This window comes from Shewanella sp. M16 (genome assembly GCF_018224605.1).
GTDB classification, from domain to species: Bacteria; Pseudomonadota; Gammaproteobacteria; order Enterobacterales; family Shewanellaceae; genus Shewanella; species Shewanella oncorhynchi.
Map to the genome: position 1 here is coordinate 24301 of NZ_JAGTUL010000008.1, position 20034 is coordinate 44334.

Here is a 20034-nt window from a genome sequence, read left to right on the forward strand (position 1 = left end):
TGTGCGTTATGTTGGGTTTTCGCTGACCGCTTGGGCTTTTTAATACTTTGATAGTGGAAGAGTTAAATTTTTAGGATCGATAAAGGCCGCTTTTTTGAGTTCGCGGGGTAAAATAGCCCAATATTGGCTTACGTCCCTTTCGTCATGAATGAGACTGTGCAGCTAAACCTGTTAATTTGGGCGCAAAACCTTGGCACAATTGCAGCAAAAAATTTGCACTTAGGATGGCGTTCAGAGTCGTTCTAAGAATTGCTTTATTAGAGTGCAGCTAAGAATTGCTCTTATTAGAGTGTGGCTAAGAATTGAAATAGGGCTTAGTTGAAACTATTTAAGATGCATAATGAACTCAGATAACGATGAACCTAGACAATACCCAGATAAGAATGTTGCTAAGTGCTCTCCCAAAAGCCAGACAATGATAACCATCAGCCGCAAGGCTTTGTCCTGCAAGGCCCTCAAATGACCTACTCCAGAACATCTAGCAAAAACGGCGTGAATGTGGATCTATTTTTTATTCCACTGAGCGATAGTTCATCACCGCAAACATCAATCGCTCAGTCTTGGTTAAGTGATGATGAACTCGCTAAGGTCGCGCGTTATCGCGATCCCAAGGCGCAAATGAAGGGATTACAGGTCAGGGCTGCGTTGCGGGCCGTGTTATCTCGCTATGCGGATTTATCGCCACACGAGTGGTGTTTTGAATATGGCGCTAAGGGTAAGCCGAGTTTAACGGCAAAATTGCAACAGCAAACGGGGCTTGAGTTTAACCTAAGCCATAGCGGCGATTGGTTATTGATTGGTGTGACTCAGTTTCATGGTGTTGAGTCTGGTTTATTTGGGGTCGATATTGAAAGATCGCGGCCGAAGACGGATATCTATCCAATCCTAAATCATTATTTTTCCGCCCAAGAAACTGCGGCTTTGTTGACCCTTGTCGATGAAGCGAGTCAGCGGCAGCGCTTTTTCGATTTATGGGCGTTAAAGGAATCCTATATTAAGGCGACTGGCCTAGGTTTAGCGCAGTCGCTTAAATCCTTCGGCTTTCATCTTAAGCCATTCGAGCAATTGGTGGCCGGATCGGTTGAGCTTAGATGCCAAGATGCAGCGTTGATGCCGTTCTGTGGTGTAGCGCCTTTGCTGAGTGTCTATCCTAATATTCCGCTGCAAACCATTGATGCAAGTTCATTGTATTGGCAAACCTATTTTGGGCGTTTGACCGAGGAATACCGTTTTGCCGTGAGCTTAGGGCATGCTGGTAACACCGAGATTTCCATAATGCTAACGGCGCAACTGAGCAACATAGAAGCCTTACTTGCCGATTATGGTTAACTTGTCTTATTCATCTTCGGTTAAACATTGCTGGGTATAGTCACGCCCATAATATTTTGAATTTGAATGAAATAAATGAGGTTTAACAATGAAACGGATTAAGTGCCTAATACCTGCCACTATGATGGTGTTGCTATCTGGTTGTGGTTATTTTGGTGGCGATGAAAAGCAGCAATTGGAGCAGGCTTGGTTAGCCCAAGATCCACAGTTGCAGCAAGTGGTTGAGCAAATTCGTACCAATGGCTTAGATGTTGTGGCTCAAAGCGCGGCAGCAGGCACAGTTTCGGCCTGTGTGGCTGAAAAACTCAGCCAAGATCCGCTGGGTAAGTTAGTCAATGTTGAAGGCTCGCTGGTGGAGTCTGCTAAGGTGGCAGAACTGCTGGGTGACTTACAGAAAGTAATGGAGCAAGACATCAGTTTTGATCAGGTCGCGAGCTTGTTACAAAAGGGCGCCGATGCGGCGGCTTATGCTAAAAGTCTTATCGAGCAACAAGGTTTAGATCAAGCCTTACAAAGCCTTAAGCAAATGGTGACCGCGAGCGAGCAATTTGCCCAGCAAGACTTAGGCGCGCATTTTCAGCAGTTATTGCTTGAGTGCAAAACTTCAGTCCCAACGCCAGAGTCTGCGAATTAATTTTCTTACTTTAATCTGGCCTTTAAAGATTGCACGAGAGAACATGCCGTGCAAATGGCTATCCGTACTTCACTCTTGCTTACCGAACACGACTCGCCAAGTGTCAGAATGGTTAGTGCTAGTGTGATTTTTCCATAAAAACGCCCTGAAGGTTCAGGGCGTTGATTTGGTTATTTCGTGCTTGGTAGTGGGACGATTTCAAAGCTTTCATCGAACTTTACTAAGGTCGACGCTATCTTACCGAAGGCATCTTTATCACCTTCTAACTTGGCAGTACCCTTAGCCAGTAACTCTTTAAGTGTGACTTTTCCGAGTAAAATCCCCGTAATATAGCGTTTATCAATATAAAGATTGGCATCGGCCTCTATCGGTTTATCAACCTTAATATTGCTTAAATTACCGTTGCTTAGTTCAACATAGAGCGTTTCTTGGGTGTCGGGGTTAATCACATTAAGCCTGATTAGCCCAAGTTCAGCAGCTTTGAGGCTATCGACTTTTACGGCGAGGAAGTCAAATAGGGTCGATATGTCCATTTCTCCTAAAATATCTGCAGAGGCCGATTTAGGCGCGCCGGGTTGAATGCCTACGCGTAACTCTTGGGCGCCAGTGAGGTAAATGTTGCGCCAGCCAGCACCTTCGGCTTGATAACCCAGTTGCTCATAGGTATCGGCAAGTAATTGTCTTGCCTCTTTATTATTAGGTTCTGCCATCACGACTTTATTGAGTGCGGTGGCCACAAAACGGTATTCGCCTTGGGCATAGTCGGCTTTGGCGTGTTTCACTACGGCTTTGGCACCGCCCATATACTCCACAAATTTCGTCGCTTCATCTTTTGTCGATAGTGGGTTTAAGTTGGCGGGATTCATATCGAAATAGCCAAGGTACATGTTGTACACGGCTTTGGCATTATGGCTGTAGGTGCCATGGTAACCATTGGTGTACCAAGTATCACGCACAGCCTTAGGGATAGTGGTTTGAATCGCATCACCAATATCTTGAATACCCACGCCATTATTGGCTAAACGCAGGGTTTGATTATGCACTAGGCCATAGTTATCCCTTTGCATTCTTAAGTATTGGTTTATATCAGTATTACCAAATACAGGGGCTGAGTGGGCAGTGAATATAACCTGTGCATCATTACCAAAATGAGTCAGTAATTCGTTGATATCCTTAGACCATTTTATCGCATCTCGAACTTTTGTCCCGCGTAAGGTATAAATGTTGTGCATGCCGTGGTAGGTGAGCTCTGCGGTCCACAATGCTTTCATTGAGGGAATATAGGTGGCCATTTCCGAGGCGGCTTCTGTGCCTGAGGCATCCATAAACACCATGTCGATACCATCAATGGTGAGTGTTTCCCACTTGTCTTTGGCATTTAAGGTGACATCGGGTTTAACGTAGGTCACTTCGCCTTTGGATAATCCCTTAGCAAGTGCGGCATCGACAATGCCTTGATCGTTTCGCTCTAATGTTGCGCCGTATTGATAGGCGGCGCGGCGGCTCATAGCATTACCTGCAAGCACGTTTTCGTCGACAATTTCTTTGGTGATGTTATTGGAACCATAGACTTTGACGTTTGGGAACATGTCTTTGATGGCGCGGGATCCGCCAAAATGATCTCCATGACTGTGGGAATAAATCATTGCGACTACGGGTAAGTTATTGCCCTCTGGCAAGTGTTTTAGCGCAAATTCGAGGGATAATTTTGCCGCTTCTTTGGTCAGCAGCACGTCATAAAGGATCCAACCCGTTTTACCGCGGATAAGGGTTAAGTTCGATAAGTCTGTGCCACGCACTTGATAAATGCCATCTGTGACCTTGTATAAGCCGTTAGACACCATATTCAATTGAGCTTGGCGATAAAGTGAAGGGTTTACTGTGTCTGGGGTTTTGTTGCCAATAAAGCTGAAATCGGCACGTAAAATGGCTGCTGTTGGTTCATCGAGTTCAGCAATAAGATTTTTAGAAAACTCTTCAAAGGCTTTTTTGTCAGCAAAATTAAGGCTTGCTGCTGAGGCTTTATTTACCGCAATGGTTTGCTCGGTGGCAGGCTTTCCCTGATAGTGCAGGCTGATATGTTCATGCTCGTGTTCAGCGGCCACGGCGCTTAAAGAGAAGCTGGCGATAATACTCATTGTCATCAAAGATTTTTGCATTATTTTACCTACCGAAAAGTGGGATAGTGTCGTCGATGGTTTGAGTATAGCCAGCTTGTGTATTTAGATAACTCGAGTTAGCTTGGGTTGTAATATTCATATAGTGAATGAGTGCACTCCCTTATGCCGACACGAAAGCCATTAGATTTAAATTTATTACGCGTGTTTATGGTGGTTTACCGTACTCGTTCATTCACCCAAGCGGCACAGGAGTTAGATTTAACTCAGTCTTCCGTGAGTAATGCGATAAGCCGGTTTAGGGCTTGGGTCGGGGAGTCGCTGTTTAATCGGGTTGGACGGGGAATTGAGCCTACATCGGTGGCACGGGAGATGTACCGTAAATTTGAGCAGCCCATGGCGGATATTGAAACCGTATTACTGGGGTTTGAGCATTTTGATCCCAACACGAGCCTGCGGCGCTTTTATGTATATGCTAATGAGTCAGTTATCGAAGCGCTGCAATCAGGCGTGCAGGCTTTGTTACAGAATGCGGATATTGAAGTCATTTTCCGCGAGTCACCGCCGCAGGAGGATGAGCTATATCGCGATATTTTGCTTGAGCGAGTCGCCGTTGCCATAGACATTAAGCCCGCGCAGCAAAGTTTGCTCTCGAGTAAATTACTCTTCACCGAAACCCTCGTTTGTATCGTCAGTTTGCAGCATCCTCGTATTCAAGGTGCTATCACCCATGGGCAGTATTTTGAGGAGAAACACGTCTTTTTAAATATGCGGCGCTTTAATCTTACTGCAGGGGATTTGTTTACCGAAGGCGTGTTACCAAGGCGCAAAATGTACAGTGAGCAATCATCTTTATTGAGTATGTTTGCAACTGTTGGCAAAAGTGAGGCGATAGGCATAGCGCCTTTGCGGTACGCCAGTCAGTACGCTGAGATGTTCGGCTTACAGATTTTACCTATGCCTCTGAAAACTCGGCCAATTGATTTGTATATGGTGTGGAGCAGTAAATATACCCAAAACCCGAGCCACCAATGGCTACGGCGTTTATTGCTCAATGCGAGTGCAAACACTGTGAATAAAAAAGCTCTGAATCTAGCGAGCAGCTAGGGCTAGCGATTCAGAGCTTTGTTGCAGTTTTTAAACCTTATTTTCTATCTCAGATTGTTAATCTAATCGCCTAAGAAGGTCATTACTGTCTTGCGAGTCTGTGGCTTTCACCAGGTTGCTCGAAGTCACTGCGATAAGGGTTGATATCTAAACCACCGCGACGCGTGTAGCGGGCGTAAACTGTCAATTTAGTGCAATGGCAAAAACGTTTTAAATCGACGAAAATTCGCTCGACACATTGCTCGTGGAATTCGTTATGTTGGCGGAAAGAAATCAAATAGCGCAGCAGTTTCTCGCGATCGATTTTAGGGCCTTGATAACGGATCATCACGCTGCCCCAATCGGGTTGCGAAGTGATCAAACAGTTGGATTTCAGCAGGTTTGAATTAAGCGTTTCCGCGACCGTTTGCTTATCGTCTGTACTGTTAACTAAGTAATCAGGATTAAAACTATAATCGCTGACTTCAATATCGAGATCGTCAATACAAGTGCCAGGTAACTCAATAATACGCTGAATACCAAAGCTTTTGGGCTCGATAATCTTAACGCTAACATCACCTTGAGCACACTGACTTAAGTCTTGCACTAAGGTTTTTTGCAGTGAATCTAGGCTATCAAACTTGGTTTGATTAAAGCTATTGAGATATAGTTTGAACGATTTCGACTCAATCAGATTCAGGCTTTCATAGCTTAAATGAAATTCAGCTATGGCCACCATAGGCTTACCTTTGGCATTTAACCAAGACAGCTCATAACCCGTCCAGATATCGGCACCATGAAACGGTAACGTCCCAGTGAGTGCAATAGCATTACGGTTTAGTGAGCGTGGAACCCCTTGCAGCAGCGACGCATCATACTCGGCTTGGTAGTCGGTGGCTTTACCTAAAGTCAGGCCAACAAGCGCTTGCGCATCACTATAGGGATCGTGATTCTGTGTCATCAATACTGTTTCCATGTCAAAATAGGCGCACATTATACCTGAAATTGGATTGTGCTTAAGTGTCTTGTCTGCCCGCACTCGATAAATTTTTGCAAAACTATCATCAAGCTTACTTAACGAGTTTAGGTGAACTACCGCGTTATTACCCACAGGGTGAGCCTTCTGTGTGTATTCAAGGCGAATTTCAACCCGATCTTGAACAGGCTGTTTCTTGGCAGCCAGTGAAACGCAAAGTTGAAGGCAGTTTCGCCAATGTAGAGCATGCACTGGAGTTAACTTTATGGCCAGAGATCAATGATTTTTACGGTCATTATTTCTCCGCCCCAGTATTATTTGACTCTAAGTGGGGCACTGGGGAGTTACTGCAAGTCTGGAATGATGACGATTTTAACTGCCTGCAACAAAACTTGATTGGTCATCTGATGATGAAGAAAAAACTGAAGCAGTCACCGACTTGGTTTATCGGTCTGTTAGATGAGGGAGATAAAATGCTCACCATCAATAACAGTGATGGTAGCGTATGGATTGAAATCCCTGGTGAAGTGCAATCTGAGCAATTGTCCTCGAGTTTGACTGCGTTTATCGAAGCATTATCGCCACGGATAGCACCACCCGTTAAACATGAAGAATTACCTATGCCCGCATTAGAACATCCTGGTATTTTCGCCAGTTTTAAACGTATGTGGCAAAACCTTTTCGGTAAACGTTAACTTCTGTGAGCGACATTTTTATTATCAACCTAAGTATTAACTCAACCTAAGCGTGGCTTATCTTAGGTTGAGTTCTGCAAGGGGATAAACAGGTGTTATTGATGATCCCAAGACAGATTCGACACTATGCGGCAAGGCTCGCAGCGAAAATGGAACATATCCAATAAAGGTTCATCGAGTTTCCAATCATGACTGCCACAACGTGGGCAAGGTCGCGTTTTTTCTGTGGCTAAATCTTGGCCGCCAACGCGATATAAGTAGTAATAGGTCGGGATCTGAGTGAGATATTCGATACGACCGCGCAAATCCCAACCTCTGCGAAATAAATCACTGTCAGGACTCGATAATTCCTCTAGCGCGGCAAATTCTGCCTTAGTGGCCGCCGCCATTTGCAGCTCGTCGCAGGCTTGCCATTCGCTCTGCCAACGGATAATACGTTTATGATCGCCATTAAAGGTTGCGGGTATACGGTACAGGGGAATGGGCAATAAATTGTCGCCGCTGCGTAGGGGCGAGCACATATGCACAAAACTGGTGTATAGCAGTTGCCAGCTGGGTGTTTCGGTATTACTTACTTCAGAATTGATATCCTGACCAATAAACTTTTCCCGCGGCGCGAGTAGTTTAGCGTCGGTTAATTCTACTAAGGCTTTTTTGACCCAAGGGCTGTGATATTTGTGCGCTAAACTGCTTTTCTCTGGCATCAATAAACGCACTCTAAACTCACCGTCATTAAAGGCGACCGCAAATTCTCGCCCTAAGATTTGGCCATTAGCTCGATAGGCTTCAAGGAGCTGATTAATGGCCTTCTCGGCGGCAGATATCGTGGTGTCGGCGAAGCATTCGAAGCGCAGTTCAGTGACAAACATTAAGCTGTTTTTCCTTGGCTTTCTAATAAGTTGATGCGTTGTTTAAGTTCAAGCAGTTCGTTTTTTAATTGCATTATTTCTGTTTTTTGCTGCTCAGCATGACGTTCAAAATACGCCTGTTGCATCTGCAGGCGCTCGGCGAGCATTGCAAGGGTTAAGGTATCGTTAGTTGCGGGAACGTCAGTTGTAGGGCTGATAGTTTGCAACTCAGCTAAACGCTCGCGATCCGCCTTAGGCATAGATTTAAATTGTTGCAAGCCTTGGATTAATATCGGTAAAGGTAGGCTACTACCTAAACGGGTTTTAATTAAGGCAAGGCTCGGTACTTTACCGCAAGCTTCGAGCGAACGTGCGGCCGCTAATACTTGGTCAAGGGGACTCATAATTAGCAAAATTCCTTAATTTGTTGAATTGTTTAAACCAATTTTAAAATAATAATTAATTTTTTCATTTAAAAACAGTGTGTTGTCTTGTGGCATTTATTTTGCTTATTGTCCAGCCGAAATACCATTTATTAAGCTTCAATAATAATTACACAGGATGTCACATGATGAACCATAAATTGAATAACAAACTTATCGCCATCACTTTTTTAGGGCTCGCAAGCTTAGGTCTTAGCGGCTGCGTGGTCAATGTCGGTGATGGAGAATCGGGCTGGGATAGCAGCGAATCTTGGGAGAAAGTGCAGGATAAAAATCGTACTAACTTAACCAAGCTGAGCTTAGGCATGCCTAAAGACCAAGTGATAATCTTAATGGGCACCGCTGATTTTAGTGAAGCCTATATTCAACAAAGTGCTCAACAAGGTGAAGCCAATAAAGAAGTCTTAGTGTTGTTTTATCGTACCCAGCGTAATAATGGCGATGGAAAAACCACTAAGGATGAATGCACGCCTATCGTGCTGAGCAACAATGCCTTAGTGGGTTGGGGTGAAACGGCTTACGGTAAAATCTGAACCAACGAGTCTTATCGTTTACGTAGCTGAGTGTCTAATTGCTCAATGGGCTCAGTCCAGAGGGCATCGGCTTCTAAACCTTCAATGATAAAGCTCTTTTGGGCAGGGGTCCAAAAGGGCGCTTGGCTTAAATGGATGTGATGGTCGATATCATGGGTTGCAATAAACTGCGCTATGGCCTCGTCGCTACTGTCTAAACCGAGTTGCTCAAACAAGTGGCTTAAGTCTACTGGAGTTGTATCCATCATTATTTCCTTTTCAGTATAGTGCCTTCGTTTAGAGTAAGCGCCTGATTGAAAAATGCAATCTATGATTAAAATTTGCACTTTTTAGTTTCCTTGGTAGATTAACAGTTACGCATAAAAAAGTGTGAGCTAAGTCAAGGAATGCTAACGATGGACAATGAAATTCTGGAGGACTGCCGCGCAGTCTATTTGACCGCGGAAGACTTACGCATTGCCGCTTCTATTCTCTATAACGCTTACCATGATGATCCTTTTTTTGTCGATTCACTCTTTACCTCAGACAAAGCCGCTTATGAGCAAAAATTGCGCGCCGCAATCAGGGAAGAACTCAATACGTTATGGCAACAAAAACAAGCCCTCATTGGTTTATTCGACCATGAAAGACTCTTTGGGTTAGCCTGTGTAGTTACTCAAGAAGTGCCTTTAGGGGAAGGGCGTTATTGGCATTGGCGCTTAAAGATGTTGTTAGGTACAGGTTGGCAATCGACTCAAGCGCTAATGAACAAAGAGTCCAGTATTATTGAACTTTTACCCAGTAAGCACTGCGGTATTTTGCAGTTTATTGCTCTTGCACCAAATGAACAGCACAAAGGACTTGGACATAAGTTAGTACAAGCTGTGGTGAGTTGGTGTGATGAGCAGCCTGATTTGGATGGCATTGGTGTGTTTATCGCTCAGGAGAACCACTTGCAACTGTTTACTCAGCATGACTTTGTATCCATAGGCGAGCTGAGTATTGGCAGTATTCATGGCCAACTTTTATTCTATTCGGTTCAACAAGATGACTAACTCTTATAAACGTTTCGCCGATTTTTATCCTTTCTATTTATCCCAACACCAGCACCCGATTTGTCGGCAATTACACTTTGTTGGCAGTTGTTTAGTTCTGCTGCTGATTGGCATTGCCTTGGTTTCACAAGCCTGGTGGCTATGTTGGTTCATTCCTATTGTTGGTTATGGTTTTGCGTGGGTGGGACACTTCGTATTTGAGAAGAATCGACCCGCGACATTTCAGTATCCTTTTTACAGTTTGATGGCAGATTGGGTGATGTTTGCGCAGATGATCCGCCGCTTTTTTAAACGTTAAAAAAATTGCCAGAGTGAGATGCCCATGCCCGTGTGAGAGATCGCTTACAAACGTTGTAGGACATAATGTTTTCTTTTTGATTGTTTTTTGTTCTGCGACATTTAATTTTAAATAGAATCATTGGGTTGTATTTATTTTCCTTTGGTTGGTCCGTAATTAATTTTGTAGTCCGTTCTTTGAGCCGAACAAAAAAGTTAGGGTTAACGTAGAATTCACTCATGGCCAAAGCAAATGGATAGCAAGGAAAGCGAAACAGGCCAAAGGGACGCAAGAAGCAACGAATTAAGATTTCAAGGTTGAAATCGCTGACGGTAGGAAAACTGTCATTCGCTTGGGATAGGCTAAGGAAAAGCAGGATTGCTTTTCAAGGATGATTAGGGACAGTGAGTTGTATCGTCAGGATGATGAATTTCAGGAAGAATACAGGACACGCTTAAGGATTAAGCATGAACTCGAAACAGGATGTGTCGAGATAAGGATAAAGTATAAGGGTGAACAGCTTGTACTAATCTATGGAAAATAAATTTTGCAGGATGCAATAGGAATACGTCATAGGAAGTGACAGGCTCTGTAAAAAGGATTTACAGGTCAAGGGACTGAGTGTTATCTCACGTAAGTTTGATACACAGGGACGAAAAGGGATTACAGGGACGACGCAGGACTCAAGCAGACGCATGGATGGTGCAGGGAGCACAAATCGAGCAGGACGGCTTACAAAGGATAAATGGGGCGCACTTTAGTTGCGCCCTTTTCTTTGGTTCATTTTCAGCATTAATCTGGCTTTGCCAAGCTATAACGCTATTCACGCTATAACGCTATTCACACAGACTTTATCTTAACGCTGCTTAAAGACTTCTCACCGTAAAACATGTTTACCAGTCTTACTTCTCTTATTGCCCAATGATTTACTCTGTGTTGACTGTGTTTTGGTCATGCGCCGAATGCTTGTCGAATTTTGAGCGATAGCGGTTTATGCATAAGTCCTTCAGGGGAGAACATCTAGCGCTTTGCTTACTTTTGATTTGAATTGCCATCCTCCGTGTAAGATATCTCTCACAAGTATGTAAGTAATTTGTAAGTCAAAAGGGTGGTTACGTCTTGTGGCTGGTTATTATTTTTACTTATATCAGTAAGTTAGTCTATTTTTTGTCAGTTGAACTCACCATCTTCGTTAACATTTTAAATAATCCACAATGAGTACTTTCGTTGGTTGGCGTAGAATTCATCTTGTAGAAGGAATTGCGGGCAACAGGATGTTGGCGATCAGGATGATCGAACAGTGACTAAGGAATGTGACTTAAGGAAAGATAGGGATATAGGCCTTTCAGGATGAAAGAGAGCCAATACCAAGGAAGGGAGACTATCAAGGATTGATAGACTCATTGCATAGGATGGCAATGGCACAGGGAGTGCAATTGAATGGATGCAATACCCGTTTCATGGATGATGATGGAACCGCTCAGGAAAGAGCAAGCTTGGGACTGGATGACCAAGAGATAGGGAAGTACATGAGTACAAGGACCTCAAGGATTGAGCAGGGATGAAGCAGGACGCAGATTGACGCATGGATGGTGCAGGGAGCACAAAAATAGCGGGATAGCTTAACAGAGAATAGGAGGGCGTGGCTTTAGGGCCGCGCCCTTTCTTTTTTAACTTTTACAGTGAGTTATTTTGTAGCACCAGAGAATGACTGATTATTCTCAATGTTGGCTCACATTTTATTTGAGCCAACATTGTCGATAAAAGCTTAATGGCATTTGCCTGAGTTACAACCACTTTGCGTACCACACCCGCCAAACTTACCCTGTGACGTCGGCGCTTCATGCCATTCGGGCTCAGGGAAGATAGGCCATTCAATCTTTTGAATTTTCTTGCCTTGCATCCAAATATGGCCACGGTATTGGTTAATGCCGTCGGTGCTGAATTCAAATAAATATTTCGCCTTCCAGCAGATCCCCGTCGTGCCGCCAATGCTAGGGCGGGCAGTTTCCATGGCAATGGCTAACAGTTGAACTTTTTGTCGCCAACATTCTTTTTCGGCAAAAATACGGCTCAACTCTGCCATTTGGCGTAGTTGCCAAAAGAATGCGGCAATCACGACGAGGCCAATAATTAACAGTAAATCTGACATCATTTGCTAGCTGCCTTAAACAAACCACCTATGGCTTGTGATAGTTGAACACTTCGATTGGGATTTCTTAATTCGCCTAGTAGTTGATTGCGCAAACTAGGAATTGCCACAATATCAGCAAAGACCTGATTAAAAAAGGCTTGGGGCTGCAGTGCCAGAGCTTCTAAGTAAAGACTGCGACTTGAATCTTGTTTTAATACCGACCAGTTACGTCCGGCAATGCTGATGAGGGCATTGGTATCTAAAGAGGATTGGCCGTGTAGATGCGCAAACGCTTTTTGGCTGTGTTTGGCGCTAGAAGCCAAAGCGCGAAGGAAATAGGCTTGGTGTTCTGGCGCTGCTTCTTGAAGTTTCGCGAGAATCTTATCGGCGAGAGTGTCGCTAATCAGTAAGTGTTCAAGACATTGGCATAGGGCGATTTGCACTTCAATGGCGGCTGTATTAAAACTCGATACCAAGTGCTGCTCATGATCAAATTCTTTTGCGCGTACACACACATCGGCTATGCCTTGCATCCCAATATGTTGCCATTGTGATGGGGCAACTTGGCCTGACAGATATTGCACGGCAAATTCGTATTGTGATGAAGCGCGTTGGCCAAGTTGTTTACGAACGAGTGCGTTAAATACGGCCAGTTTTTCCTGGCTTGGCTTGAAATTAAAGGGATTATTTGCGAGTCGTTCTTGCTGCTCATCATTGAGCGGCTGAGTGGGATCTTGCCCTAGTGCCGCTAATATCATTTCGATAAATTGTGAGCGAGGCGCGGGCGACAGTAATCCTTGCTCATCTAACGCCAGTTTTAGAAACCAAATAAAGTGCTGCTGGCTAGCATCCCAAAAGACAATAGCAAATTGTGCATGCCCTTGAATGGGATAAGGATAAGGGGCTGACAGAGATTCGATTTGGTGAAACGCGAGCATATCAATATGTTGCACCCTACGGCCAAGATCATACACTTGGAACTGGGTTTTGGCTGTGGTTAAAAACTGGCTTAAAGTAGTAATTTCAGTCATTTGGCTGCCATATCAATCAAAGAGGCTCAATAAATTGGCGCCATTATAGGGGGAAGTGCGTCTGGATGGTATGATTGCGGCACTTTAATCTACCTATTCGGCCAGTGAATTGTGGGAAGTTTTCGAATCACACAGGGCTAATATGAGAATGGATCTGAAAGTTATGTTATACAGTCAAACCCAAGCTAAATTGGCTCAGATTACCCACGCGCTGCAAGCGGCCGAGTTGTGGTCTGAGCAAGCGCCTTCTGCCGCTGCAATGGCAAGCACAGCACCTTTTGCCTGTGATCTTATGCCCCTTGAGCAGTGGCTGCAGTTTATTTTGCTGCCTAAAATGCAGACTTTAATCGAAACGGGTGCGCCATTGCCGACGCAAATTGCGATTGCCCCTATGGCTGAACATGTTTGGCAGGATATGCCTCCGCGCCAAACTTTAATTAGCGTATTGAATGAATTGGATATGTTGTTAAATGAATCAAGATGATATCTGGCTTGAAACGCCTGAAAATGCAGTGAATGTATCCCAAGAGGATGATTCAGAAGAGCAGGCGCCTGAGATTGAAATTCTTTATGAAGATGAGCATTTAGTGGCAATTCATAAACCCGCAGGCTTATTGGTCCACCGCAGTTATTTAGCGCGTCGGGAGCGATTTTTTGCCATGCAGCTGACCCGTGACTTAGTGGGCTGCCATGTGTTTCCTGTACATCGTCTCGACAGGCCGACATCCGGCGTGCTCTTGTTTGCCAAGAGTAGTGAAGTGGCCAATGCTCTGTGTGAGCAATTTGCCTCCCATACGGTTGAAAAACAATATCTGGCTTTAGTGCGCGGTAATATGCATGAGAGCGGTGTTTTAGATTATGCGCTTAAGGTTGAGTTGGATGAATTAGGCGATAAGAATGCCGATCCTAACAAAGCCGCGCAGGAGGCTGTGACGGCGTATGAGCCGTTACTCAATACTGAAATTCCGTATCCGTCAGGTCGATATCCCACTAGCCGGTTCGCACTGGTACGCTTGAGTCCTAAAACGGGGCGTAAGCATCAGCTCAGAAGACACATGGCGCATTTACGCCACCCTATCGTCGGTGATACCACCCATGGCGATGGTAAGCAAAATGCATTTTTTCGTGAGCATTTCGGTATTAATCGCCTGTGGCTTATCGCAAAAAAACTCACCTTTACACACCCTATAACTCAAACTCGGCTCAGCATAGAAACCGAGCTCGAGTCCGAGTGGGAAACTGTGTTTGCCGAGCTAGGTTGGGACGAGGCGACCTTGAGTCAGCAAGCAGAGTTATTCATCGCCCAAGAGGCGTGAACAGCAAGCGGCCAATGCTTGATATGGTGATATCAACTTAGCCGCGTGAATAAAATTAAGAGCATTCACTTTGTTTTGTTATTGAAACTAAAGTCATCGAATTTAAAACGAGGTGGATTGCTTAATCGAGGAGTTGTGGCGTTTGTGCTGTTTGTGGCCGCAGCTCTTGCATCATAACGGCTAAGGTTGAGAATCCAGACGTGAGTGCAAGTGGCAATATGAGATTTTGCTGGGCGGAGTGGAAGTAGTTTTTACGTCGAATATGGGTTGTTTTGTGGTGCTGCTTGAGGTGTTTTTGGCGGGTGGACTGTCGCATTAGATATTTTCTCACGCTCAATGGCTTGATTTATAAAAAATTTGCGCCTTAGCTTGCTCATACGCTGAACAATAAAGTAAGGTCAGCCTAATAAGGTTTGCAACGCGATGTGGAGTGTATCATGAAAAAGGTGAATCTGGTGTTTGGCACTGTATATGGTAGTGCACAATTTGCCGCTGAAACCCTAGAGAAAGAAATGCAAGTTTTAGGTTATGATGTCACATTGTGGCAACCTAATGAGGTAGCAAGCTTTATTCCTCCTCAGGATGAATTGTTAGTGGTGGTGACTTCGACGACCGGGCAAGGGGACTTACCCGATGATATTCAGTCTTGGTACCATAATCTTAAACATCTAGCACCCTATTTACCTGAGCTTAGATACAGTGTGATAGCTCTAGGTGATTCAAGTTATGAGACTTTCTGCGGTGCAGGTAAGTCTGTAAATGCACTCTTGAGTGAACTTGGCGCTAAGCCGTTGGTGGAATTACTTGAAATTGATGCCTGTGAAACCATGGAACCTGAGGTTGAAGCGATAAAATGGCTAAAACGCTGGAATCAAGTCGTCAAAACCGAGCTCGTCGCTTAGGTAGTTTCGTCAATCTACAGTGGTTTAAATTTGCCCAGCGCTTAAGCCAAGCGCTGCTTATTCCTATTGCCATTTTACCCGCCGCTGGGGTTATGCTCGGCTTAACCGTTAGTCCAATTCCTTTTATGCCCGAAGAGCTGACAGTGCTGATGCTGGCGGTAGGCAAACTCATTTTCGCCATTATGCCGATGTTATTTGCCGTTGCTGTCGCTATTGGCTTTTGCCGCGATCAAGGCATTGCCGCCTTTTCGGCAGTGTTTGGTTATGGGGTGATGACGGCGACGTTAGCCGCACTGGCCGATTTGTATCGACTTCCAACCCAACCTTTATTAGGAATGGATACCTTAGATACTGGAATTGCAGGTGGCATGATGCTCGGTGGTATCACTTGCCTCGCAGTCCGTTGGAGTCAATATATTCGCTTGCCTGCGATTTTCTCTTTCTTCGAGGGACGTCGCAGTGCATCTTTACTTATTATTCCCCTAGCGATGAGCCTAGGTTATGTACTCGTCCATGTGTGGCCACCCTTAGCTTTATTGATTGAGCGGGTATCTGACTGGGCGGTTTATCAAAAACCAGCCATTGCTTTTGGCGTGTATGGCGCATTAGAGCGGTTACTTATTCCCCTTGGCTTACATCATATTTGGAATGCGCCTTTTTACTTAGAGGTGGGCCAATATCAGTTATTGGGACATGAAGTCGTTCGTGGTGAGGTGGCGCGCTATTTAGCGGGCGATCCGCAGGCGGGAAACCTTGCCGGTGGTTATCTGATTAAAATGTGGGGATTACCGGCGGCTGCACTGGCAATGTGGCGCTGTGCTGATCCCTCAGAGCGGAATCGCGTGGCGGGTATTATGCTCTCGGCGGGGGCGGCAAGTTGGTTAACTGGGGTGACTGAACCTATCGAATTTGCTTTTATGTTTGTGGCGCCGATTCTATTTATTATTCACGCCTTACTCACTGGGCTCGCTTATTTTGTCTGTATTATGCTGGATATTCACCACAGCATAGTATTCTCCCAAGGGCTGGTGGACTTTACGCTGCTATTTCCATTGTCCCGTAATGCCAGCTGGTTTATTTTCCTTGGGCCTTTAACCGCCATAATATATTACCTGTTGTTTAGGCTGAGTATTTTAGCCTTTAATTTGAAAACTCCCGGTAGGCTTGAGCATAATGACAGCAAAGGACCCAAAGAAAGTTTACGGGCGATTATTGCGGCGCTCGGCGGGCGTGAAAATATCGTTGAACTTAATGCTTGTTTGACACGGTTACGCTTGAGCGTGCACAAGCCTGAGTTAGTCAATAAGGTGCGTTTGAGTCAGTTGGGTGCTAAGGGCGTGATCGTTATGGGCAAAGGTGTGCAGGTGGTTTACGGCACTAAGGCCGAAACTTTGCGTAAAGTATTGCAGCGTTACTTAGATACTCGCCGCTAGGATTGTGTTTTTACAAAATTAACTGCTTAATTTTTACATTTTATTGATTCAAGCCTCTGAAATATCATTTTTATTTTCGCATTATAGGGTTTTCATACTGTTCAGCATGATTTGCTATGGCAAACTCGATGTAGGGACAATATAGGAGAGCCAACTTTGCAACAAATGACTGAAACTCGCGGTAATACTTCGCCATCCATAGAGCGTAAAATCTTACTGACGGATTGCGCTGATGCCCAAGGCCTCATCGCTAAAATCACCAGTGTTTGTTTTACTCATAAACTGAATATCATCAAAAACAGTGAGTTTGTGGATAATGCCCAAGGGCGTTTCTTTATGCGAACTGAGTTAGAGGGCATTTTTAACAGCGAACAGTTATTGCAGGATCTGCGTGACGTACTGCCTACGCAAAATCATATGACGTTAGTTAGCGCGGGTAAAAAACGCATTGTGGTGTTAGTCACAAAGGAAGCGCACTGTTTAGGCGATTTGTTAATGAAAGCCTATTACGGTGGTTTAAGTGTCGAGATTGCCGCTGTGGTGGGCAACCATGATGCACTACGTGAATTGGCAGAGAAGTTTAACATCCCCTTTCATCTGGTGAGCCACGAAGGCTTAGACCGAATTCAACACGAGCAAGCACTGTTGGCTGCGGTATCGCAATATGAGCCAGATTATCTGGTGTTGGCTAAGTACATGCGGGTGCTAACTCCAGATTTTGTGGCGCAATATCCTAATCGCATCATCAACATCCATCATTCTTTTTTACCTGCTTTTATCGGCGCAGCACCCTATCGCCAAGCCTGGGAGCGCGGGGTGAAAATTATCGGTGCGACGGCGCATTTTGTGAATAATTGCCTCGATGAAGGGCCGATCATCAAGCAAGACGTGATTCCCGTCGACCACAGTTATAGTGCCTTAGAAATGGCGCGTGCTGGGCGCGATGTTGAAAAGAGTGTATTGAGTAAAGCGCTGCAATTAGTGCTCAACGAACAAGTGGTCGTGTACGGCAATAAAACGATCGTTTTCTAAGATGTAGGTGAGTCGTGGCAATGGCATGACATTCAGCGGCATTTATTTTAACCCGCGTCTGTCATGAAATCAGCTATCATTATGTTTATTGGAGATTTTATAGTGCTCACATTGGGGTGAACATAGCGGTATAGTGTATTACCCATGCTCGAATTACAGGTCGGAGTGCTGGATGTCAACTCGTCAAAGCCTTATCGTTGGAATGAAAGACTTGCCCGATAGTTTGAATTTATCTTGGGCACAGCTAGATGAGCAGTTTTGTGTGCTACGGATGAGCCAAGCCTTTTACAGCAGGTGCAAACGCTCTGCGGCGCAAATCATTAATCAACCCATTAGCCAATTGTTTAGTGCTTTTAATGCTGAACTATGCGCCGATATAGTGAGGCGGCGCGGCCAAGAAATCGGTTTTCAATTACAAGATCATCGCGGCATACGTGTGCATCTCGCGCTGCATTCTTTGCCTGAAATGGGATGGTACTTGATTCTATCCGACATCAATTTTGAAGATCCGCAGATGAAGGAGTTGCACTCGGATTATCGTCGAGCGATTCAAGCCAGCGATGCTTGGTTGCAACACATAGAAGATGTGATTAAATCCTCCCAAGAAGAAGTATTTAAAGTCGCAGTTTCTAAGGCTATGTCGCTCACTGGCAGTCGATATGGCTTTATTCTGTTGCATAACGAAAAGTTAAAAACACTCACACTTGCTGCGCGTTCTGAGTATCCCCACGCAGAGGCTAATCAAGCCGATTTTGTTGAAGATAATACCCAAGTGTCAGAACTTGAAAGCCGCGTATGGCTCGAATGTGTGCGAGATTATAAGCCGATTATCCAAAATCAAACCGACTCCCAAAGGCGCTTAGGGGATTTGCCCTTAGATAAACTGCTACTTGGAGGGCGTTACTTGGCGGTGCCGATTTTATTTCGCAGTCGCTTAGTGGGCATGCTGTGCGTGGTCGACCGTAACGAGCCTTATAGTCGTAATGATGCGAGATCATTACTGACTTTTGCCAGCATTTTATGGCACAGCATTGAACTACCACGCACATTGCGCGCGGTATCCCGCCAGTCCAAAATCATTAAAGCGCAAAAAGAGCAATTATCTCAATCGTTAACCCAGCTTATTAGTGCTATTTCTGAGGCATTAGAACTGAAAGATGCCTATACCGCAGGGCATCAAAAGTCGGTGGCGCAATTAAGTTATTTGATTGGTGAGAAATTAGGTTTAGACCCGCTGCGTTTAGAAGGGCTGAAGATTGGTGCCTTAGTCCATGATATCGGCAAGTTAGCGATTCCATCGCAGATCTTGACAAAACCGTCAAAACTTTCAAAAGAAGAATACGCATTAATACAGACCCATCCGCTCCATGGTGCTGAAATTATTGAGGATGTGGAGTTTCCTTGGCCCATTAAAGAGATGATTTTACAGCATCATGAGCGGCTCGATGGCTCAGGTTATCCCGCGGGCTTAAAGGATAAGGCGATTTTATATGAGGCGAAAATTATTGCCGTCGCCGATGTTGCCGATTCGATATTGTCCCATAGGCCTTATCGCCCATCGTTAGGGCTGGAGAAAATGACTGAAGTGCTGCGTGCAGGTAAAGGGACTCTTTTTGATCCTGAGATAGTCGAAACTTGTTTAGCGATTTTGATTAATCGAGAGTTGAGTATTAGCGATCATATTGGTGCTGCGCCGCTTGAACCTTTAGTCACGATTTCACTCGACCATGAGTTAGTTGATATTAAGCGTTTACTTACGACTGCCCATGCTAAGGTGGCAGTGGTATTGGATGAGCAACATAAGATACTAGGGGTGATCACGAGTCGCTTACTGGAACATTGGTTTAGCCCATTACTTGGCACTGCGGCTGAGCGTGAACTGGATAGGGCATCTTTACATAAAAAAGCTCATCAGATCATGGAGCATTCAGTGCCTATTATCAGTGAGGTGGCCACATCGGAAGATGCATTACTGCAGTTGAATTTACTAGACTCAGAATATCTTGTGGTGGTGAACAAAGCGCAGCAGCCATTGGGGATTATCGGCTGGCGGGCCATTGCAATGACGAGAAATGCATTCCGTGAAGTAGAGCGTTTGATTTAAGTGTCTTATTAAACACTTTATTTTTAAGCCTGATAATGACAGCGCAACCGTAGGCTAAATTTTACCGACAATAAAAAAGATGCCCTTAGGCATCTTTTTATGGAACTCAT

Annotated in this window: 21 protein-coding genes; 13 read left to right on the forward strand and 8 right to left on the reverse strand. The window is 44.8% G+C overall.

Going from position 1 to position 20034, the window contains the following annotated elements; translation table 11 throughout:
- The first annotated feature begins 459 nt into the window (after positions 1–459).
- Together KFE26_RS07200 and KFE26_RS07205 are read left to right on the forward strand one after the other, a co-directional pair.
- Positions 460–1329 carry a 4'-phosphopantetheinyl transferase superfamily protein gene (locus KFE26_RS07200; RefSeq protein WP_212600021.1) on the forward strand — a complete coding sequence of 290 codons (870 nt, stop codon included), beginning with the start codon at positions 460–462 and terminating at the stop codon, positions 1327–1329.
- 88 nt (positions 1330–1417) lie between these two features.
- Entirely contained in the window at positions 1418–1963 is a 546-nt protein-coding gene (locus KFE26_RS07205; RefSeq protein WP_173497096.1) for a hypothetical protein, read from the forward strand.
- Positions 1964–2133: 170 nt separating this feature from the next.
- On the opposite strand, the gene KFE26_RS07210 is transcribed toward KFE26_RS07205, so the two are convergent.
- On the reverse strand, positions 2134–4122 hold the full coding sequence (locus tag KFE26_RS07210) for an alkyl/aryl-sulfatase (protein ID WP_212600022.1): 1989 nt from the start codon (positions 4120–4122) through the stop codon (positions 2134–2136).
- Between the two features lie 123 nt (positions 4123–4245).
- Here KFE26_RS07210 and KFE26_RS07215 point away from each other — a divergent pair, with 123 nt between their 5' ends.
- On the forward strand, positions 4246–5187 hold the full coding sequence (locus tag KFE26_RS07215; RefSeq protein ID WP_212600023.1) for a LysR family transcriptional regulator: 942 nt from the start codon (positions 4246–4248) through the stop codon (positions 5185–5187).
- Between the two features lie 82 nt (positions 5188–5269).
- On the opposite strand, the gene queF is transcribed toward KFE26_RS07215, so the two are convergent.
- On the reverse strand, positions 5270–6127 hold the full coding sequence (gene queF / locus KFE26_RS07220) for an NADPH-dependent 7-cyano-7-deazaguanine reductase QueF (protein WP_105249734.1): 858 nt from the start codon (positions 6125–6127) through the stop codon (positions 5270–5272).
- A 59-nt stretch (positions 6128–6186) separates the two neighbouring features.
- On the opposite strand from queF, the gene syd reads away from it, so the two are divergent.
- Positions 6187–6837 carry a SecY-interacting protein gene (gene syd, locus KFE26_RS07225; protein ID WP_028760624.1) on the forward strand — a complete coding sequence of 217 codons (651 nt, stop codon included), beginning with the start codon at positions 6187–6189 and terminating at the stop codon, positions 6835–6837.
- A 95-nt stretch (positions 6838–6932) separates the two neighbouring features.
- On the opposite strand, the gene KFE26_RS07230 is transcribed toward syd, so the two are convergent.
- Positions 6933–7706 carry a Zn-ribbon-containing protein gene (locus KFE26_RS07230; RefSeq protein WP_105249732.1) on the reverse strand — a complete coding sequence of 258 codons (774 nt, stop codon included), beginning with the start codon at positions 7704–7706 and terminating at the stop codon, positions 6933–6935.
- Entirely contained in the window at positions 7706–8089 is a 384-nt protein-coding gene (locus tag KFE26_RS07235; protein WP_212600024.1) for a hypothetical protein, read from the reverse strand. The genes KFE26_RS07230 and KFE26_RS07235 overlap by 1 nt, the downstream gene beginning before the upstream one ends.
- A 164-nt stretch (positions 8090–8253) precedes the next feature.
- Here KFE26_RS07235 and KFE26_RS07240 point away from each other — a divergent pair, with 164 nt between their 5' ends.
- Positions 8254–8661, forward strand: a complete 408-nt coding sequence (locus tag KFE26_RS07240; RefSeq protein ID WP_173913131.1) for a DUF3192 domain-containing protein — start codon at positions 8254–8256, stop codon at positions 8659–8661.
- Between the two features lie 11 nt (positions 8662–8672).
- Here the strand turns inward: KFE26_RS07240 and KFE26_RS07245 are convergent, their stop codons facing one another.
- Positions 8673–8906, reverse strand: a complete 234-nt coding sequence (locus KFE26_RS07245) for a DUF2789 domain-containing protein (RefSeq protein WP_028760620.1) — start codon at positions 8904–8906, stop codon at positions 8673–8675.
- Between the two features lie 150 nt (positions 8907–9056).
- Here KFE26_RS07245 and KFE26_RS07250 point away from each other — a divergent pair, with 150 nt between their 5' ends.
- Positions 9057–9695: a GNAT family N-acetyltransferase gene (locus KFE26_RS07250; protein WP_131523813.1), complete on the forward strand. Its 639-nt coding sequence runs from the start codon at positions 9057–9059 to the stop codon at positions 9693–9695.
- A complete protein-coding gene (locus KFE26_RS07255) occupies positions 9688–9993 on the forward strand; it encodes a DUF962 domain-containing protein (protein ID WP_168823197.1) in 306 nt (101 codons plus the stop codon). The genes KFE26_RS07250 and KFE26_RS07255 overlap by 8 nt, the downstream gene beginning before the upstream one ends.
- Before the next feature lie 1747 nt (positions 9994–11740).
- Here KFE26_RS07255 and KFE26_RS07260 read toward each other — a convergent pair.
- The gene (locus KFE26_RS07260; protein ID WP_105249728.1) at positions 11741–12127 is read right to left on the reverse strand and encodes a DUF3301 domain-containing protein; all 387 of its coding nucleotides are present in this window, start codon (positions 12125–12127) and stop codon (positions 11741–11743) included.
- A complete protein-coding gene (locus tag KFE26_RS07265; protein ID WP_212600025.1) occupies positions 12124–13137 on the reverse strand; it encodes a DUF3549 family protein in 1014 nt (337 codons plus the stop codon). Before KFE26_RS07265 ends, KFE26_RS07260 begins: the two co-directional genes overlap by 4 nt.
- Before the next feature lie 163 nt (positions 13138–13300).
- Here KFE26_RS07265 and KFE26_RS07270 point away from each other — a divergent pair, with 163 nt between their 5' ends.
- Complete coding sequence (locus tag KFE26_RS07270; protein ID WP_131523810.1) at positions 13301–13621, forward strand: YqcC family protein; 321 nt, start codon at positions 13301–13303, stop codon at positions 13619–13621.
- Positions 13608–14453, forward strand: coding sequence for a tRNA pseudouridine(65) synthase TruC (truC, locus tag KFE26_RS07275; RefSeq protein ID WP_131523809.1), 846 nt, complete (start codon positions 13608–13610; stop codon positions 14451–14453). The genes KFE26_RS07270 and truC overlap by 14 nt, the downstream gene beginning before the upstream one ends.
- Before the next feature lie 121 nt (positions 14454–14574).
- On the opposite strand, the gene KFE26_RS07280 is transcribed toward truC, so the two are convergent.
- Positions 14575–14769: a hypothetical protein gene (locus KFE26_RS07280; protein WP_131523808.1), complete on the reverse strand. Its 195-nt coding sequence runs from the start codon at positions 14767–14769 to the stop codon at positions 14575–14577.
- Between the two features lie 121 nt (positions 14770–14890).
- Between KFE26_RS07280 and KFE26_RS07285 the strand changes: the two genes are divergently transcribed.
- The 4 genes from KFE26_RS07285 (at position 14891) to KFE26_RS07300 (ending at position 19924) form a co-directional block, all read left to right on the forward strand.
- Positions 14891–15355, forward strand: coding sequence for a flavodoxin (locus tag KFE26_RS07285; RefSeq protein ID WP_212600026.1), 465 nt, complete (start codon positions 14891–14893; stop codon positions 15353–15355).
- Positions 15307–16788 (forward strand): PTS transporter subunit EIIC, encoded by a 1482-nt coding sequence (locus tag KFE26_RS07290; protein ID WP_212600027.1) that lies wholly within the window; start codon positions 15307–15309, stop codon positions 16786–16788. Before KFE26_RS07285 ends, KFE26_RS07290 begins: the two co-directional genes overlap by 49 nt.
- 165 nt (positions 16789–16953) lie before the next feature.
- Positions 16954–17820 carry a formyltetrahydrofolate deformylase gene (gene purU, locus KFE26_RS07295; RefSeq protein WP_105252965.1) on the forward strand — a complete coding sequence of 289 codons (867 nt, stop codon included), beginning with the start codon at positions 16954–16956 and terminating at the stop codon, positions 17818–17820.
- Positions 17821–17992: 172 nt separating this feature from the next.
- Complete coding sequence (locus KFE26_RS07300; protein ID WP_168823188.1) at positions 17993–19924, forward strand: HD domain-containing phosphohydrolase; 1932 nt, start codon at positions 17993–17995, stop codon at positions 19922–19924.
- Positions 19925–20034 lie beyond the last annotated feature (110 nt).

Excerpts from the sequence above, each read along its gene's own strand:
- KFE26_RS07200 (WP_212600021.1), top strand. The coding sequence starts at position 460 with ATGACCTACTCCAGAACATCTAGCAAAAACGGCGTGAATGTGGATCTA.
- KFE26_RS07205 (WP_173497096.1), top strand. The coding sequence starts at position 1,418 with ATGAAACGGATTAAGTGCCTAATACCTGCCACTATGATGGTGTTGCTA.
- KFE26_RS07210 (WP_212600022.1), bottom strand. The coding sequence starts at position 4,122 with ATGCAAAAATCTTTGATGACAATGAGTATTATCGCCAGCTTCTCTTTA.
- KFE26_RS07215 (WP_212600023.1), top strand. The coding sequence starts at position 4,246 with ATGCCGACACGAAAGCCATTAGATTTAAATTTATTACGCGTGTTTATG.
- queF (WP_105249734.1), bottom strand. The coding sequence starts at position 6,127 with ATGACACAGAATCACGATCCCTATAGTGATGCGCAAGCGCTTGTTGGC.
- KFE26_RS07230 (WP_105249732.1), bottom strand. The coding sequence starts at position 7,706 with ATGTTTGTCACTGAACTGCGCTTCGAATGCTTCGCCGACACCACGATA.
- KFE26_RS07235 (WP_212600024.1), bottom strand. The coding sequence starts at position 8,089 with ATGAGTCCCCTTGACCAAGTATTAGCGGCCGCACGTTCGCTCGAAGCT.
- KFE26_RS07240 (WP_173913131.1), top strand. The coding sequence starts at position 8,254 with ATGATGAACCATAAATTGAATAACAAACTTATCGCCATCACTTTTTTA.
- KFE26_RS07245 (WP_028760620.1), bottom strand. The coding sequence starts at position 8,906 with ATGGATACAACTCCAGTAGACTTAAGCCACTTGTTTGAGCAACTCGGT.
- KFE26_RS07250 (WP_131523813.1), top strand. The coding sequence starts at position 9,057 with ATGGACAATGAAATTCTGGAGGACTGCCGCGCAGTCTATTTGACCGCG.
- KFE26_RS07255 (WP_168823197.1), top strand. The coding sequence starts at position 9,688 with ATGACTAACTCTTATAAACGTTTCGCCGATTTTTATCCTTTCTATTTA.
- KFE26_RS07260 (WP_105249728.1), bottom strand. The coding sequence starts at position 12,127 with ATGATGTCAGATTTACTGTTAATTATTGGCCTCGTCGTGATTGCCGCA.
- KFE26_RS07265 (WP_212600025.1), bottom strand. The coding sequence starts at position 13,137 with ATGACTGAAATTACTACTTTAAGCCAGTTTTTAACCACAGCCAAAACC.
- KFE26_RS07270 (WP_131523810.1), top strand. The coding sequence starts at position 13,301 with ATGTTATACAGTCAAACCCAAGCTAAATTGGCTCAGATTACCCACGCG.
- truC (WP_131523809.1), top strand. The coding sequence starts at position 13,608 with ATGAATCAAGATGATATCTGGCTTGAAACGCCTGAAAATGCAGTGAAT.
- KFE26_RS07280 (WP_131523808.1), bottom strand. The coding sequence starts at position 14,769 with ATGCGACAGTCCACCCGCCAAAAACACCTCAAGCAGCACCACAAAACA.
- KFE26_RS07285 (WP_212600026.1), top strand. The coding sequence starts at position 14,891 with ATGAAAAAGGTGAATCTGGTGTTTGGCACTGTATATGGTAGTGCACAA.
- KFE26_RS07290 (WP_212600027.1), top strand. The coding sequence starts at position 15,307 with ATGGCTAAAACGCTGGAATCAAGTCGTCAAAACCGAGCTCGTCGCTTA.
- purU (WP_105252965.1), top strand. The coding sequence starts at position 16,954 with ATGACTGAAACTCGCGGTAATACTTCGCCATCCATAGAGCGTAAAATC.
- KFE26_RS07300 (WP_168823188.1), top strand. The coding sequence starts at position 17,993 with ATGTCAACTCGTCAAAGCCTTATCGTTGGAATGAAAGACTTGCCCGAT.